Origin of the sequence: Mucilaginibacter sp. CSA2-8R (assembly GCF_038806765.1) — a bacterium.
GTDB lineage: Bacteria > Bacteroidota > Bacteroidia > Sphingobacteriales > Sphingobacteriaceae > Mucilaginibacter.
In genome coordinates, this window is sequence record NZ_CP152389.1 from 4,400,049 (window position 1) to 4,417,367 (window position 17,319).

The 17,319-nt window shown below is 42.6% G+C and carries 17 protein-coding genes; 4 read left to right on the forward strand and 13 right to left on the reverse strand.

Annotated features, from left to right (window positions below):
- Window positions 1-122: 122 nt before the first annotated feature.
- Complete coding sequence (locus AAGR14_RS18715; RefSeq protein ID WP_342645764.1) at window positions 123-569, forward strand: hypothetical protein; 447 nt, start codon at window positions 123-125, stop codon at window positions 567-569.
- A gap of 111 nt (window positions 570-680) precedes the next feature.
- Here AAGR14_RS18715 and AAGR14_RS18720 read toward each other — a convergent pair whose 3' ends face one another.
- The 3 genes from AAGR14_RS18720 to AAGR14_RS18730 form a co-directional block, all read right to left on the reverse strand.
- The gene (locus AAGR14_RS18720) at window positions 681-1,349 is read right to left on the reverse strand and encodes a DUF4136 domain-containing protein (RefSeq protein WP_342645765.1); all 669 of its coding nucleotides are present in this window, start codon (window positions 1,347-1,349) and stop codon (window positions 681-683) included.
- A 66-nt stretch (window positions 1,350-1,415) separates the two neighbouring features.
- Complete coding sequence (locus AAGR14_RS18725; RefSeq protein ID WP_342645766.1) at window positions 1,416-2,024, reverse strand: DUF4136 domain-containing protein; 609 nt, start codon at window positions 2,022-2,024, stop codon at window positions 1,416-1,418.
- A gap of 195 nt (window positions 2,025-2,219) precedes the next feature.
- Complete coding sequence (locus AAGR14_RS18730; RefSeq protein WP_342645767.1) at window positions 2,220-3,875, reverse strand: NAD+ synthase; 1,656 nt, start codon at window positions 3,873-3,875, stop codon at window positions 2,220-2,222.
- 70 nt (window positions 3,876-3,945) lie between these two features.
- On the opposite strand from AAGR14_RS18730, the gene AAGR14_RS18735 reads away from it, so the two are divergent.
- Entirely contained in the window at window positions 3,946-4,986 is a 1,041-nt protein-coding gene (locus tag AAGR14_RS18735; protein WP_342645768.1) for a gliding motility lipoprotein GldB, read from the forward strand.
- Between the two features lie 83 nt (window positions 4,987-5,069).
- Here AAGR14_RS18735 and AAGR14_RS18740 read toward each other — a convergent pair whose 3' ends face one another.
- The 10 genes from AAGR14_RS18740 to AAGR14_RS18785 form a co-directional block, all read right to left on the reverse strand.
- Entirely contained in the window at window positions 5,070-5,273 is a 204-nt protein-coding gene (locus AAGR14_RS18740) for a hypothetical protein (protein ID WP_342645769.1), read from the reverse strand.
- A 69-nt stretch (window positions 5,274-5,342) separates the two neighbouring features.
- Complete coding sequence (locus AAGR14_RS18745; protein WP_342645770.1) at window positions 5,343-6,209, reverse strand: DUF4349 domain-containing protein; 867 nt, start codon at window positions 6,207-6,209, stop codon at window positions 5,343-5,345.
- Between the two features lie 179 nt (window positions 6,210-6,388).
- Window positions 6,389-7,279 (reverse strand): ATP synthase F1 subunit gamma, encoded by an 891-nt coding sequence (gene atpG / locus AAGR14_RS18750; protein ID WP_342645771.1) that lies wholly within the window; start codon window positions 7,277-7,279, stop codon window positions 6,389-6,391.
- Window positions 7,280-7,385: 106 nt separating this feature from the next.
- Complete coding sequence (gene atpA, locus AAGR14_RS18755) at window positions 7,386-8,960, reverse strand: F0F1 ATP synthase subunit alpha (RefSeq protein ID WP_342645772.1); 1,575 nt, start codon at window positions 8,958-8,960, stop codon at window positions 7,386-7,388.
- Window positions 8,961-8,998: 38 nt separating this feature from the next.
- Window positions 8,999-9,544: an ATP synthase F1 subunit delta gene (atpH, locus tag AAGR14_RS18760; protein ID WP_342645773.1), complete on the reverse strand. Its 546-nt coding sequence runs from the start codon at window positions 9,542-9,544 to the stop codon at window positions 8,999-9,001.
- A 40-nt stretch (window positions 9,545-9,584) separates the two neighbouring features.
- On the reverse strand, window positions 9,585-10,094 hold the full coding sequence (gene atpF / locus AAGR14_RS18765) for a F0F1 ATP synthase subunit B (RefSeq protein ID WP_342645774.1): 510 nt from the start codon (window positions 10,092-10,094) through the stop codon (window positions 9,585-9,587).
- 104 nt (window positions 10,095-10,198) lie between these two features.
- On the reverse strand, window positions 10,199-10,405 hold the full coding sequence (gene atpE / locus AAGR14_RS18770) for an ATP synthase F0 subunit C (RefSeq protein WP_157540113.1): 207 nt from the start codon (window positions 10,403-10,405) through the stop codon (window positions 10,199-10,201).
- A gap of 46 nt (window positions 10,406-10,451) precedes the next feature.
- Entirely contained in the window at window positions 10,452-11,456 is a 1,005-nt protein-coding gene (gene atpB / locus AAGR14_RS18775; RefSeq protein WP_342645775.1) for a F0F1 ATP synthase subunit A, read from the reverse strand.
- A gap of 89 nt (window positions 11,457-11,545) precedes the next feature.
- Window positions 11,546-11,926, reverse strand: a complete 381-nt coding sequence (locus AAGR14_RS18780; RefSeq protein ID WP_342645776.1) for a hypothetical protein — start codon at window positions 11,924-11,926, stop codon at window positions 11,546-11,548.
- The gene (locus AAGR14_RS18785; RefSeq protein WP_342645777.1) at window positions 11,923-12,120 is read right to left on the reverse strand and encodes an AtpZ/AtpI family protein; all 198 of its coding nucleotides are present in this window, start codon (window positions 12,118-12,120) and stop codon (window positions 11,923-11,925) included. The genes AAGR14_RS18780 and AAGR14_RS18785 overlap by 4 nt, the downstream gene beginning before the upstream one ends.
- Window positions 12,121-12,224: 104 nt before the next feature.
- On the opposite strand from AAGR14_RS18785, the gene AAGR14_RS18790 reads away from it, so the two are divergent.
- Together AAGR14_RS18790 and AAGR14_RS18795 are read left to right on the forward strand one after the other, a co-directional pair.
- Entirely contained in the window at window positions 12,225-15,071 is a 2,847-nt protein-coding gene (locus AAGR14_RS18790) for a hypothetical protein (protein ID WP_342645778.1), read from the forward strand.
- A 3-nt stretch (window positions 15,072-15,074) separates the two neighbouring features.
- On the forward strand, window positions 15,075-17,312 hold the full coding sequence (locus AAGR14_RS18795; RefSeq protein WP_342645779.1) for a transglycosylase domain-containing protein: 2,238 nt from the start codon (window positions 15,075-15,077) through the stop codon (window positions 17,310-17,312).
- The last annotated feature ends 7 nt before the right edge of the window (window positions 17,313-17,319 follow it).

The following is a 17,319-nucleotide window of genomic DNA, read 5'->3' on the forward strand; positions in this document are numbered from 1 at the left end:
AATATTGTGTAATTTAAATAATATCCGGTAACATTTGTGGCTAAACGTTTGTACTACCTGTAACCATCCGTTATTTAACTACCTGTATGTTTAAAGCTAAGTTTTCAACATCTTATTTCATTATGATATTGGCATTTGTAATCGTAGCAACAGTATCTTGTAAAACTATAAAAACCGCCGACGTACCAAATGCCCGACAGGGTGTTGAAGGCTACATCTATGAGTTATCCGGCAATCAGATGCCCATGAAAGGTAAACCAACCAACAGCAATAAGCGTGGGGTAAAGCGCGAAGTTTATATTTATCAGGCAACATCCTTACAGCAAACCCAGGGAAGTACACCGCTTTTTGATAAAGTGAATACCCAGCTCATACTCAAAACCACCAGCAATATCGAAGGGCGTTACAAAGCCTATTTACCTGCCGGTAATTATTCTGTATTTATTAAAGAAAATGGTAAACTGTTTGCCGCCGAAACTGATGCAACGGGCATTCTTAACCTTATCGCTATAACACTTAATGAAATGACTCATCGTGACGTTACTATTACGGTTAATGCGCCTTTTTAGTAGCAATACAATCTTAATTGATATTTATTATTTGTCGTCAGCCACTATAAATGCAAAAAGGGTATACCATAAACAGGCATACCCTTTTTCACTATCATCAACGCTGTAACGTTAGTTATTAGTTACAGGTAATCTTTTAAAAATATCTTCAACAATTTTCGGTAGTTGAGCAATCACTCTCTGCGGATCACGACTCAATTCGCCGCTGCCGTAACCAATCCATACCGGTTCCTGGGTACGGTTGTCTATCAGCTCAATAGAAAGCACACCTTCTTTAAAGTGTTCTTGTGAAGGGTAGCCGTAACCTCCCCAACCTGGTCCACCCCAGCCACCGTACATAAACGGACTAAAACGGTATCCCCAGCCCCAGCCAAGGCCCCATCCGTAAAAGCCACCATAATAAGGGGTGTAATAGCTGGTACGTGTACCCCGGTCAACCAAAGTTGCATAGCGCACGGTTAAATCGGCATTGCCATCCTGTAAACTCAAGCCTTTGCTCTGCAGGCTGCTTATAGTAGCATCCTTTATTTTTTGCATGGCTTGCGGGTTGTTATAATAACGGTTGTTATTCACGTAATTTAACCGGTTACCTAAATCGCGCTTATCATTCAGCGGTCCATCCGGCTTACGCTGCCTAAGCGTAGGTGCAAAAGTAAACGATTTGTACTGCCGTAAACTAATCTCATCGTTACCGGCGGTATAATACCTATAGCCGGTACCGCAGGCTGATAATGCTGTGATGATAACCAGCATAAGCCCTATATTAAGCAATTTGTTCATGATGTTTTTTGATTATAATATTAGACAATGTTTAACGCCAAGGTTTAATGTGTTTAAAATTATTTTTTACTTTACTTTATTAAGGGGCAATTTGCTCAGTATACCTTCTACTACTTTGGGTATATCATTAACTGCCTGTGCCGGGTTGTCAACCTCTCCGATGCCATAGCCCCGCCATATTACTTTACCACTCTTCCGGTCAATCAAGTCAATTACCAGCGTACCTTCTTTATAAGGCACCCGCTGCACATCATTACCCACATAAACGGGGAACGGAGCGCTGTAAGCATAGTAGTAAGCCCGGCGCCCACCGTAAAAGCCGCCAAATCGCGGATAGTAGCCACCACCTACATAATTATAAGCCGGCTGGTCGTATATCCGTTCTTTCTCATCTACCATTACCATGTAACGGGCCAGCAAATCGGGTCGCTTACCTCTTAGCATCAGCCCCTTGCTTTCTAACTGTGCGGTGGCCGATTCATGTATGCGCTGGTCGGCAATGTCACTATTATAGGCCACGTTGCGAGTTTGCTTAACCGGCGGAAGCCAGGCAAACGTATGATAACGGTTTAAAGATGCGCTGTTGCTGCCCACCGAGTAATAGGAATACCGAGAGCAGGATGCTATCAATCCAACCACCAGGATGGTAAGGCTATATATAATCAACTTTTTCATAAACACCAATTTTAAACAGTGATTATATAAGTAACGCAAATAGCAAATTGTTTATGTAAAAAATGCTGTAACAACCACATTCTAACCGTTTTCTAATTCTTAAATAGCGTAAGCCCCAGCGATGTGAAACGGCCGGGGCTTATCTGTATATTAAATATTAAAAAAATGGTCAGCTGTGGTTTCGTCAGCCGTACATCATGACAAATATTTACCCACAATCGGCATGCGCCTACCCATGCCAAATGCTTTAGGCGAAACACGTAAAATAGGCGGCGTTTGGTAGCGTTTATGCTCAGCGGTATTTACCAGTTTAATTACGCGTCGCACTGTTGCCTCATCGTAGCCTAACTGAATAATTTCGGCAGACGATAAGCGATATTCAATATATTCTACCAAAATGGTATCCAAAGTGTCGTAATCTGGTAACGAGTCAGAATCTTTCTGATCAGGACGTAATTCTGCAGATGGTGGTTTGCTGATGGTATTTTCAGGTATAACCTCCCGGTCGCGGTTTATGTAACGTGCCAATTGATAGACCTGCGTTTTATAAACATCACCCAATACGGATATACCGCCGCACATATCGCCGTAGAGCGTACCGTAGCCTACGGCAGCCTCACTTTTGTTGCTGGTATTTAGTAAGATGTAACCAAATTTATTACACATGGCCATCAACAGCACCGCCCGGCTACGGGCCTGCAGGTTTTCTTCGGCAATATTAAAAGGTAGGCCTTGAAATTGCGGGTGTAGTGCTTCTTCAAACGCATCGGTGATGCCTTTAATCGCAATAGTTTCTGATTTACAACCTAGGTTTTTTACTAATGCTTCTGCATCAGACACTGAATGCCCAGTAGAGAATTTGGATGGCAATAACACACCCATCACATTTTCGGCCCCCAAAGCATCTACGGCCAAGGCTGCTACTATGGCCGAGTCGATACCGCCGGATAAACCTAAAGTGGCCTTACTGAATCCTGACTTTTTAAAATAATCGCGGATACCTAAAATCAAGCCCTCATAAATCTGCTCAATATCGCTTTGGCGCTGCTCTTTTAGTGTAACCGGCTGGTTGGGCGTGATCGATGCATCATCATTTAACGTATAATACGCCAAAGCCTCTTTAAAATAAGGCATTTCGTCTACCAACTTGCCGGTGTTATCAAACACCAGCGAGCCGCCATCAAATATAATTTCGGTTTGGGCACCCACGTGGTTTACATATAACAAGGGCAGCTTGTAGTGTTTAGCATTATCGCCTAATATTTGTATCCGCTCTTCGTCATGGTTGTAGGCAAACGGCGAAGCGGCTATATTAATCATCACCTCTGGCTGCTGCTTAATCAGCTCATCCATCGGCCGTGTTATGTATAACGGATTTTCAATAGTGTTCCATAGGTCCTCACAAATAGTGAGTGCAATACGGCGGCCTTTATATTCTACACAAGCAAATTGAGTTTCGGGCTCAAAGTACCGGTACTCATCAAACACATCGTAATTTGGCAACAAAGCCTTGTTTACTACCTGTAATACCTTACCATCAGCTATAAAGTAAGCTGAGTTATGCAAGTCTTTTCCACCTTTGCTTTTGTGTTTATTAGGTGCAGGTATACCAATAATGCAGGCTATATCGGTACAAACGGCAGCAATTTGCTGTGCCGACTGTTCGCACAGGCCAATAAACTCTTTAAATTCTAAAAAGTCGCGGGCCGGGTAGCCACTTATACATAATTCGGCAAACACCACTAAGTCGGCTCCGTTGCTGCGTGCCGTATTAATACTGTCTATAATTTTTGCTGTATTAGATTCGAAGTTACCAATATGGTAATTAAGCTGTGCCAGCGCTATTTTCATAGTTATAATGATTAGAAGTTTTGTAACTAATTATTGCAACCCAAAAACAATATTTTTGTTGAAGGTATATATGACGAGACTCTACGCAAGCAAAGTAAAACATTTTTGTGCGCTTTTTTTAACGGTAATGCTGGCTGCATCCTGCCGGCAGGATAAAAAAGATATTGACCTAAGCAACATCAAGCTCGAAGTACATATTGAGCGCTTTGATCATGACTTTGACCAACTGCGAACGCAGCCCATGCAAAATAAAGCAACAACACTACAGCATAAATATGGCGCCTTTTATACCGATTTTGTAGAACATATTATCGAAGCCGGATCGGTAAAGGATACAGCCTACTTTACCAACGTCCGGAGCATACTCAGCAGCAAACCCTACCAGGATCTGAAACACGAGGTTGATTCAGTTTTTCCTGACCTTAACAACCAGGAGAAGGATTTAACGGATGCCTTTAAGCGGGCAAAATACTATTTCCCTAAACAGCAACTGCCTAAAGTATATGCGTACCTGTCGGGCTTCCAGGTACAAACCAGTGTGGGCAACGGTTACTTCGGCGTAGGCCTGGATATGTTTTTAGGTGCTAAATCTAAATTTTACCCGGCGCTTATCAATACCTATCCGCAATATTTATCCCGACGTTTTACACCCGACAATATGGTACCGCGTATTATAGAAGGTATTATACGTGAAGACACTGCGCCGGAGAGTGATGAAAAATCGTTATTAGAAAAAATGATTTATGAAGGTAAAGTGATGTGCCTGATGGACCGCTTGCTGCCCCATGTGCCCGACAGCACTAAAATTGGATACACCACCCGGCAGATGGAATGGTGCCAGGCCTTTGAAGGAAATATTTGGGGATATTTTTTAAATGAAAGCCTGCTTTACGAAACAGACTACCCCAAAATTCAAAAGTATTTTAACGAAGCTCCATTTACCCCAGGTTTAGGCGAACGCAGCGAATCTGCACCTAAACTGGCGGTTTGGACAGGCTGGCAGATTGTACGCCAATACTTAATAAAACATCCTGACGTTAGTCCGGCCCAATTATTAGCCATCAAGGATGCACAGCTAATTTTAAATGAGGCTGCCTATCATCCTAAATAGCGCTTACTAATTGAACCAAATGCAAAAAGGCCTCTGAAACTTCAGAAGCCTTTTTGCATTTTTATATGTGTTTATCGAATTAACTACGATTTTAAGATAGCAAACACGCCTTTTAATGCAACCAGAATACCAATAATTAAAATAATATTAGATACGCTGGTGAAGATAAATCCGTGACCAAAGATCTCATCCAAAAAACGAAAGAACACACCTGCTGTGCCAAGAAGAACAGCAGCAGTGATAATTACATATATATTTACTGAATTTGCTTTTTGCATTGAGTCCATAGTGATTCCAAATTTTGTTGCCGCAAAAATATAAATGTTTAACTAATAACCGGCATGAGCTTTCAATTTTTAAATAGATTTTACTGCGGTTATTAATTTAACTTTGTAATACTTTAATAAAAGCCATACCACCGCTCCCAATAACAGTAAAACCCACAGGTTACTGATTCCAATAATAAAATCGGCAAAAATTGACCAACCATTGCTTAACGCAAAAGCCATGCGCTGCAAAAAAGGAATCTGATAAACCGTAGGGTCATCGTTGGCAATATGTTCGATACTTACGGTGTTGTTTTGAGTTAAAGCTAAATCAACTACGCTATATAGGATGGCGTGGTTAATGCGCACATTGTTCACTTTCTCGTTAGCCAGATCATCGTTTACGCTCAATACAGATGTTGGATCTTTAAACTTAACTTTACCTGCCTTTTGTTGGTCGGCCAAATCCTTACGGTTATTTTGGTATAGTTGAAATGTAAGATAATCAAACGTTTTATCTTCAATGTCCATTCGCCTTACATTTACGTGCAGGCTCAATTTGCTTACATCGCTCATAAACTGGTTTAATGCTGCAGGCGGCACTTTCACCGTCATGGCAGCCGTAGTATGATAAACGGTTACACGCTGCAACGAATCTCCGCTTAGCTTCATATCCTCACTTCTTAATTCCTCTGATTGTAAATGATGATTCATCACCATACCGTGGTAATTTACTGTAGTGAGTCGTACAATCTCTTCGCTTACCTTGGCCGCATCTTTTACCTTCATATCTACTTGAGCAGTTTTGACTAATTTTGCTCCCATTGAGTCTAACGAAACTGTATTCGCAGAATCAGCCGTCTGCTTGTTTAACTCCGACTCATAACTACCACGGCCTTTACAAGCTGCAAAAAGGCAAAGCACGGCCAGGAGCAGCAATAAGTTACTCATTTTCATAACATTAAAGTTTAAAGGTTTTATTATTGATACCGCGGCAGGCTTAAAAGTAACCTTGCCGATCCCATTGTACCAAACTTGTTACATACCAGAAAACAAGCGAAGCAGCGCATCAAACGGCCGCCAAACAAAAAAGCCGGACGAGCGTCCGGCTTTAATCAATATATTCAAGTTTATAATTATCCGTTTGATAAGGCTGCTGCACCGCTTACAATTTCGGTAAGCTCGGTAGTAATAGCTGCCTGACGTGCCTGGTTATATGACAACTTTAACGCTTTCAATAACTCGCCTGCGTTTTCAGTTGCTTTATCCATCGCTGTCATCCTTGCACCGTGTTCTGATGCATTAGAATCCAACACTGCACGGTACAATTGAATTTTGATATTTTTAGGTATCAGCTGTTCAACAATATCTTTTTGCGATGGCTCTAAAATATAATCCACCTGCTCAGATGCCGAAGCTTTAGTTTGCTCGCCTTCTGCTTTAGGTACAGGCAGTAATTGCTCAGTTACCAACATCTGCATGGCAGCATTTTTAAAGTGATTATACACAATCTCAACACGGTCATAATCACCGTTGATAAAACCCTGCATAATACTTTCGGTAATCTTAGATACATTGATAAAGTTTAAATCATTATAAACTTCATTGTTATCTCCGATTACGTTGTATTTACGCTTAACGAAGTAATCTTGAGCTTTGCGGCCAATAGCAACCACCGATACGTTACCGGCAGCAAACTGGTCACTGTACTTGTCAGCAATCAGGCTGTTTGCCATTTTAATAGCATTGGTATTGAAAGCACCCGCCAAACCCCTGTTTGATGATACTACCACAATCAGCACACGTACCGGTTCACGCTCCTGCAAAAATGGAGAAGCGCCGTCTTCAATACTGGCAGATAAGTTAGCCAGCATTTCTTTCAACTTGGTAGCATACGGGCGCAACTGTACGATAGCATTGGTAGCTCTTTTCAGCTTGGCTGCCGAAACCATCTTCATGGCTTTGGTGATCTGCTGTGTTGAGTTTACAGATGCAATACGGTTTCTTACTTCTTTTAAATTAGCCATTCGTTATTTGTATCAAGTATCGAGTATCAAGTATCATGTACTTCAGACCTTGCTGTCTTGGTATATGATACTTGTTACTTAATACTAAGTACTTAGTACTAAAATATTAATATTTTCCAGTAAGCTCTTTGGCTACTTTTTCAAGTACACCAGTCAGCTGGTCGTCAAATTTACCTGCTTTAAGGGCGGCAAGCACTTCAGGGTGGCGCAACTCTAACTGGCTGGTGAACTCACTTTCAAACTCTCTTACTTTATTAATCGGCACATTACGCATCAGGTTTTTAGTACCGATGTAAATGATAGCCACTTGCTTTTCAACAGATACCGGAGAGTACTGACCCTGTTTAAGGATCTCTACGTTACGGGCACCTTTATCAATTACATTTTTAGTCGATGCGTCCAGATCCGAACCAAATTTAGAGAAAGCCTCTAACTCGCGATACTGAGCCTGATCAAGCTTTAAGGTACCGGCAACTTTTTTCATCGATTTGATTTGCGCATTACCACCTACACGGGATACTGAAATACCTACGTTAATAGCCGGACGAACACCCGCGTTAAACAGGTTAGATTCCAGGAATATCTGACCGTCTGTAATAGAAATTACGTTAGTCGGGATGTAAGCAGAAACGTCACCAGCCTGAGTTTCGATGATTGGTAAGGCTGTTAACGAGCCACCACCTTTTACCAATGGTCTGATAGACTCCGGCAAATCGTTCATCTGTGCAGCAATCTCATCATTAGCGTTGATTTTAGCGGCACGTTCCAGTAAACGGCTGTGCAGATAAAATACGTCACCAGGATAAGCCTCACGGCCCGGTGGGCGACGCAGTAACAAAGATACTTCACGGTAAGCTACCGCTTGTTTTGACAAATCATCATAGATGATTAATGCCGGACGACCGGTATCACGGAAGAACTCGCCGATAGCAGCACCCGCAAATGGCGCAAAGAACTGCATTGGCGCAGGATCTGATGCGTTAGCAGCTACTACAATTGAGTAAGCCATAGCACCATTCTCTTCTAACGTACGAACAATGTTAGCTACGGTAGAAGCTTTCTGGCCACAGGCAACATATATACAGATAACCGGCTGGCCGGCTTCATAAAATTCTTTCTGGTTGATAATAGTATCAATACAAACCGCAGTTTTACCAACCTGACGGTCACCAATAACCAACTCACGCTGGCCACGACCAATCGGAATCATCGCATCGATAGCTTTGATACCAGTTTGTAGAGGCTCAGTTACCGGCTGACGGTAGATTACACCCGGAGCTTTACGCTCTAAAGGCATATCATAAGTAGGACCAGTGATCGGGCCTTTACCATCAATGGGCTCACCCAAAGTATTAACCACACGACCTAACATACCTTCACCTGCTTTTAACGAAGCAATTTTGTTGGTACGTTTAATGGTATCACCTTCTTTTACCATGTCATACTGACCCAGTAACACGATACCAACGTTGTCTTCTTCAAGGTTAAGTACGATACCCTGTAAGCCGTTTTCAAATTCAACTAACTCACCGTATTGTACTTTTGTTAAGCCATAAACGCGGGCAATACCGTCACCTACCTGAAGCACGGTACCCACTTCTTCTAATTCAGATTCTGACTTAAAGCCCGACAACTGCTGACGCAGGATGGCCGATACTTCGTCTGGTCTAACCTCTACCATTTTAATTTTCTATTTTTAGTATAAGTGTCTATAAATTTTTAAACCACCTTTTGAGCAAATTCCTTTTTAAGTTTTTGCAAACTGGTGGATACTGATGTGTCTATCTGCCTGTCGCCTACGTTTAAAACAAAGCCTCCAATCAGCGATGCATCAACTTTAGTTTGCAATTGCACATCATTACCGCCCAAACGTTTAACCTCGTTAATAATCACCTGCTTGTTAGCTTCAGACAATGGTGCAGCCGAAATTACACTGGCTTTAACAATGCCTTTCTTAATATCGTACTGGTTCACAAATTCTTGTGCAGTGGGATATAATATGCCTGCACGGCTTTTATTTACCATGATTTTAAAAAAAGCTTCCGTGCTTGCACTCACTTTACCTCCAAAAATTGCCTGTAGTACCTTTACTTTCCTATCATGCGAAACAATAGGGTTTTTTAATACTGCCTGCAATTCGGTGCTGGATTTTAAAGTTTGCACAAAAAATGCCATATCCTCTTTAGTAGCCTCAAAGGTATTATTCTCCAAAGCTAAGTCAATCAGCGATTTGGCGTAACGGTATGCAACTGTTATTTCTGACATATGGTTTGATTGGTGATAGCTATAAAGCTAAGCACTAACTTTATTTTATCTTTACTTCTTTTAATAAATCGGCTACCAATTGGTCTTGTGCCTGTTGGTCGGCAAACTGCTTGCGTAAAATTTTCTCAGCAATCTCAACCGATAATGTAGCTACCTGATTTTTAACATCAGACATCGCTACTGCTTTTAAGCTGTTTATTTCTAAACGGGCATTTTCAATCATGCGTGCACCTTCAACGTTGGCGGCAGATTTAGCTTCGTTAATAATCTGATCTTTTAGCTGGCGGGCTTCGCGTAAAATCAAGTCACGCTCGGCACGGGCTTCTTTTAATAACTGCTCATTTTCGTTAGTTAAACGAGCCATTTCTTCTTTAGCAGCTTCGGCTTTTAACAAAGCATCCTCTATTGAACGTTCACGCTCGCTAATAGCGGTCATGATGGGCGTCCAGGCAAATTTTGCCAATAAGATTAACAGAATAATAAAAGCTACCGCAGCCCAAACTACAAAGCCTAAATGATCATTTAATAAACCTTCGAATAATTGTTCCATTTATATTTTAAATAGCTAAACTAACACTCTTTAACTTTTAGTAAGAACCTTGCCTGCAGCCAACCGCTGCAAGCAAGGTTACTTATCTTTTGGGTTAGGTAAATTTATTTACCTAACAGTGCAACTACTACACCGAACAGCGCAACACCCTCGATAAGGGCCGCAGCGATAATCATAGCAGTTTGAATTTTTGAAGAAGCTTCAGGCTGACGAGCAATACCTTCCATGGCTTTGCCACCTACCTGACCGATACCGATACCTGCACCGATAACCGCTAAACCTGCACCTAATGCAGCAATACTTCCAGTCATGTTTGTAAAAATTTAAAAGTTAAATATAGTGTATAATTATTTACGATTAATGATGATGCTCCTCTACCGCTGTACCAATAAACAGCGCGGTAAGCATCGTAAAGATAAACGCCTGCAGAAACGCAACCAGCAACTCTAACACATCCATGAATAACACAAACAGGATAGATACCGGAGCAATCCAAAGGGTTTTAAAGATAAATATCAATGAGATTAAGCTCAATACGATAATGTGACCAGCAGAAATGTTTGCATACAAACGGATCATCAATGCAAACGGACGGGAAATTACACCGATTAACTCTACCGGAATCATAATTGGATATAACCAAACTGGCACCGGCGGCATAAAAATGTGTTTCCAGTAATATTTGTTAGCGCTGAAATTAACAACCAGCAATACAATAAACGCCATTACAAACGTTAGCAGTATATTACCGGTTACGTTAGCGCCACCCGGAAATACCGGAATTAAGCCCAACAGGTTGTTAATCCAGATAAAGAAGAAAATGGTTAACAAAATAGGCATGTAACGCTCATAGCGGTAACCAATATTAGGACGTGCAATTTCATCACGCACAAACATAATTACCGGCTCGATGAAAGACTGCAAACCTTTTGGCGCTTTGCCTTTGCGCTTTTTATAAGAAGCAGCTACAGTAAAAAATATAACAAATAATATAATCCCGGCTAACCACATGGCCAGCACATTTTTGGTAATCGAAAAATCGTAGATATGACTCGAAGCTTCTTTATCCACTTCGCCGGCAGCGTTTACTACACGAATTTTATCTTCGATAAGCTTGTAAGTGTAATACTTGCCCTGGTAAGCTTCGTGCCCGTGGTGAAAATTACCGCCCGAGAAATCCTCCATTCCTTTATCAGTAAAAAGAATGATTGGCAGCGGGATAGACAACTCGCCACCTACATGCCAGTAATGCGAGTCGGCAATGTGTTCCAGAATTGCAGTAGTTGGATTAAAGGCCTCCTGTTCTGCATTTTTAGCCTCTACGGGCTCATTTTCGTGCTGTATAGCAAAAGTGTTACACACTGTTAGTGTAAAAAGAACACCTAAAATTACGCGGAGGATAATTTTTTTTGAGTTCAAAATGTGCCTAAAATCCATTAATTGGGAGATTTTTACGTTTTATTTTGGACGCGCAAGTTACTCAACAAACTGTAAATTTCAAAGGCGGTATACAAGAAATACAGATAAAAATAATTGAGAACAAAAACAACGTCGTTAACCTTGTATTTGTGCAGGTAAATAAGGGCTACAGTCATGCACAGAAGCAGCTTGAAAGTAGTTGCGCCTAAAAACACTTGTCCGCCTAAGGTACCATTTTTATGTTGCGCCCATATTACCGCAAGGCTAATTAAAAAAGTGAGCGACGAAAAAAACTGGAATATGAGCCAGAAACCCGGAATAAGCCACTCATTTTTTTCTGAGTAAGTAATTAAAGCTGGAGGTAATGCAATAACAATGGTGGCTAAGCCAAAGGCGATGAAATATCTTTTCAATCTTTAACCGATTTGATGACCAGGTACAGCGATATAAATACACCTGCTAAAGACAAGGCAGCCGTAACCCAAGGCGTTTCATGTGCAGCACGCTTATCAATCTCGTACCCTATAAATGATAATACGCCGATAATAACAATCATTTGGAAAGCTATTCCCGTATACTTGATATAATCATTGGTCGGCTTGCTCATTAATATAAGTTTGATAAGTAGCGCTTATATATAGTAGTGCAAATTTACAAAACACCTTGCATAGTATTTAGTAAATTAGCCAAGCTTTTTGTAATACAGGTTTAGTGTTGAAATACTCTTTTAAATTACTGGTTGGGATTGTACTGGGGGCTTGTATAGCCGGATGTTCGCTCGAAAAAGAAAGCGCCGTAAACCGCGGCCTGCAAAACCTCACTGCCCGGTATAACATATTATTTAACGCAAGCGAAATTTTGCGACAAAAGCAGGAAGATTACGCCGTTGCTTTTATTGATGATTATGACCAGGTACTGAGCGTATACCAAGATACAGCTTCGCACCTGGCTACAGGCGACAAAGATTTGCAAGCGGTAGTTGCCAAAGCTAATACCATTATCAGCACTAAAGAACAAAGCCATTATGTGGGTGACGCTTATTTATTGTTAGGCAAGGCCGCCCATTTAAACGCCGACTATTACAATGCTATTGAATACTTTGGCTATGTAAGCCGTACCTATGCTGCAGATAAAGAGTTGACCCAGGAAGCAAGGGCCTGGCAGATCCGCTCGCTGGTTTATTTAAATGAGTTGAGGCAGGCGCAACGGTTACTTGATTCTGCTTTATTAAATGTCAATCCCAAAAACAAGGCACAAACGGGCTATATATATGCAGCAGCCACGCAGTACTATATAGCCGCTAAAAAATACCCCGAAGCGGTTGATATGGCGGCAAAGGCAGTAAACTTCAGCACGCAAACGCAGCAGCGCCTCAGGCTTACGTTTATTATGGCCCAGCTGCAAGAACTTACCCGCAATACTACGGACGCGTATATTAATTACACCCGTGTAGTGAAAAGTAATGCGCCGTTTGTAATGGCCTTTAACGCCGAACTTAACCGTATCCGTATTGACGACCAGCAAGCCGGACGGCATATTAATCGTGCCGATCGCCTGCGCAGCCTGTTACGCAACGAAAACAACGAGGAGTTTACCGACCAGATTTACTATCAGCTGGGCGAACTGGCCATCAATGACCGGCAAACCGACGAAGCCATCAAAAACTATAACCTGTCTGTTAAAAACAGTGTTAAAAACCAAACTCAAAAAGCATTGAGCTTTTTACGGCTGGCCGATATCAAATTTAAAATACAGGCCGACTATGTAGCCGCCAAAAAATATTACGATAGCACGCTGCTATACCTTCCTACGCGCTACCCTGGCTATTTAATTATCCAAAAAAAGGCAGATAACCTGCAACTACTGGCTGATCGCCTGCAAATAATTGCTCATGAAGATACTTTACAAGCCTTGGCAAAACTAAGTGAGCAGGAACGTGCGCAACGTATTGAAACCATGACCCGCAGCCAGGCACTGCCACCATCTAACATCAACATTGCCACTATTGCCGTTAGCAACACTGCTGCGTTGCCAGTGCAGTCTGACAATGGCAGCAACGTTATTGGTAGTAACACATCCGCTCCGGGCAGTGGTTTTTATTTTGACAATGCCGGTGCCGTTAGTCAGGGGTTCACTGATTTTAAACGCCGCTGGGGCAACCGTAAATTAGAAGATAATTGGCGCCGCAGTGTGAGGTACAATAGCGACGTTACCATTAACACTTTAAACACGACACAAAATGTAGACCCAAGTGTGCTGCCCGGCCCTATGCAAAAAAGCACTGCCGATGTAGCGGCTTCTGCCTATCGCCAGCAACTGATACAAAGTATTCCGGTTACGCCCGAATTGCTGGCCCAATCTAATCAGCGTATTTATAATGCCTACCTTGATTTAGCCGCGTTTTACCGGGATGTACTGGATGACAAGCCTGAGGCCATAGCTGTTTATGAAGAATTAATCAGGCGTTTTCCAAAAGATGAGAACCTGGCTGCCGATTACTACAATTTGTACCGGCTGTATGCTGATGTGGATAAGGCTAAATCAGAAAAGTATCAGAGCCTCATTTTATCTCAATACCCCAACAGCATTTTTGCCAAAGTAATTACCGACCCGGATTATACCCGCCGCATGGGTGATAAAGATGCTGAGCTGAGCTCATTTTATAATCAGCTGTACGACCAATATACCCAAAAACAATACGGGCAGGTAATTACCCGTGCAGACGAATTGCTAAAACAGTATCCCGAAAGCGGATTGGCCCCGCAGATAGCGTACCTGCGGGCTATTGCAGCCGGTCACCAGGAAAAAGCAGCCCCTTTCAGGGACGAACTCCTGCAGATCACGTCTCGCTATCCTGCTGATGCTTTGATTACACCACTGGTAAAACAGCACCTCGCTTATATGGATGCTAACCAGGCCGAAATGGCTGCCCGCCCCTTTGCCATTATTGACAGCGATCCAAATGCTGCAGCCTTTGTGCCCGAACCGGTGCAAAAACAAGCAGCTCCTGCGGTACAAATTGCCGCTGTTAAACCGGCGAAGGTTCCGGCAGTTAAAGCACCTGTTAACAAGCCGGTGTTGCAAAGCCCGGTAGCAGAGGTTAAACCACCTCAACCAAGCATTCCGGTACAAAAACCAGCGCCTCCACCGGTTAAAGTGCAATCAGCGGCACCGGTGCCTGCGATTAAGCCGTCAATTTTTAACAACCGCGACAGCACCAACTATTATTTTGCCATTAATGTAAGCAGCGGGAGCACTAATTTAGCCTCGTCGAGGTTTGGTGTAGGCCAGTTTAACCGCACCACTTATCAAAACAGTCCGATCAAACATCAGTTAAAATCGGTAGGCACCGAGAATCAGTTAATATATGTCGGACGTTTTAAAAGTCTTAACGAGGCTAAAGATTATGCTCGTAAAATAGTACCTCTGTTACCGCAAATCATGAAGGTGCCTGCCGATAAATACAGCTTTTTTATCATCACTCAAGAAAATCTGGATAAATTAGCCGACCGAAAATTACTGGATAGCTACGTAGAGTACTACCAACAAAACTTTTAGTACATGTCTGTTAAACTTACTGTTCCCGAAATACGCAGTTATAATGCCCTTATCTGGAAGATAGCTTTGGGCTTTTTAGCTATATTTATCGTCATTATCGCACTTACCGCTTTTGGCGCTTTTGGCCCCCTGCCCTCTTTCCGCGATCTGGAAAATCCTAAAAGCAACCAGGCTTCCGAAATTTTAACGTCAGATAATCACGTATTAGGCACTTATTATGTGCAAAACCGATCTAACGTTACTTACAAAGAAATATCGCCCAACGTTATCCATGCGCTGATTGCTACTGAAGATAACCGTTTTATGAACCACTCGGGTATTGATTTTGGCCGTGCCTTTACCATCATTTTTTACAACCTGATTGGCAAGAAGCAGGGTGGCAGTACTATTACCCAGCAACTGGCTTTAAATCTTTTCTCCGAGCGTTCGCACGATAGGCTTACCCGTGTTAAACAAAAATTACAGGAGTGGATTATAGCGGTTAGGCTGGAACGCAATTATACCAAAGAAGAAATTTTGACCATGTACTTAAATACAGTCGATTTTGGCGCTTACAATACTTTTGGAATTAAATCGGCTGCGCGTACTTACTTCAATACCACCCCCGCTAAATTAACCCCCGATCAGGCGGCTTTACTGGTGGGTATGGTTAATGGGCCGGGCGTTTACTCACCCATACGTCACCCCGACAATGCAATCAACCGTCGTAATTTTGTTTTACGCCGCATGGCCGAAGAAAACTATTTGAGCGAAGGGCAGGCCGAAGAGTTTAAGAGCAAACCGCTGGGTTTAAGCTTCCACCCCACCGACCACAACGAGGGTTTGGCTACCTACTTCCGTTCGGTACTTAAAAAAGATGTTCAAAAAATACTTACCGATCAGGATATGCGTAAATCTGACGGTACGCCTTATGATTTAGACCGCGACGGCTTAAGGATTTATACAACCATCAACTACACCATGCAGCAATATGCCGAAGAGGCACAGGCTGCGTACATGAAAGATTTGCAACAGCAATTTACTCAGCACTGGCGCGGCCGCAGTTTATGGAAAGCAGTACCCGATTTTCAAATGCTGCTTAACCAGGGCATGAAGCGATCTGACCGCTACCGGTCGTTAACCCTGCAAGGTAAAACCGATGAGGAAATTAGACAGGATTTCAACACACCAGCCAACATGAATTTATTTACCTGGCACGGTAACGTTGACACGACTATGAAGCCTATCGACTCAATTGTGTACTGCAAAATGCTCCTTCGTAATGCCATGATGAGCATGGACCCCTCAACCGGTTATGTTAAAGCCTGGGTAGGCGGTATAAACTACGAGCACTTTAAATATGATCAGGTAAAAATGGGTACCCGTCAGGTAGGTTCAACGGCTAAGCCATTTACCTATGCAGTAGCTATTGATAACGGCTTTTCGCCCTGTATGCGGGTAAACAACGTGCCAGATACCATTTATGGCTACGGTAAACCGTGGTGCCCAGGGTCTGACCCATCCGAAACGGTTTCGGGCATGATTACTTTACGCAAGGCACTTGCCCGTTCACAAAACTGGGTAACCGCTCACGTAATGAAACAGGTGACTCCCGAACCGGTAGCACAGCTCATCAAAAAAATGGGTATCACTAGTGATGTGCCGGCTTACCCTACTATATGCCTGGGTACCTTTAACGCTTCGGTTATAGATATGACCGGCGCCTACAGCGTATTTGCCAACGAGGGTTTATGGACAGAACCTACTTATTTACTCCGCATTGAAGATAAAAATGGCAACCTGTTATACGAGCATAAACCAAGAGTGGTACAAGCCATGAACCCGCAAACCGCCTACGTAATGACTTATATGCTTAAAGGTGTGGTTGACGAAGGTACAGGCTGGCGACTGCGCAGCAAGTATGGTTTGCGTAACCCCATAGGCGGTAAAACCGGTACAACCCAAAATAACTCGGATGGATGGTTTATTGGTATTACACCGCAACTGGTTACTGGTGTTTGGACAGGTGCCGAAGACAGGGCTTTGCACTTTAGGTCTACCCGCTTGGGTGAGGGCGCTAATACAGCACTACCTATATTTGCCCTATACATGAAAAAGGTTTATGAAAACGCCGGCTTAGGGGTTAAAAAGAATATTGATTTTGCGATGCCTAAAAACGGCGTTGACATCACACTAGATTGTAACGCCTATACCCAGCAACAGCAAGGCACGGCCGAGGTAGACAGCAAGCTTGGATTTTAATAATCAA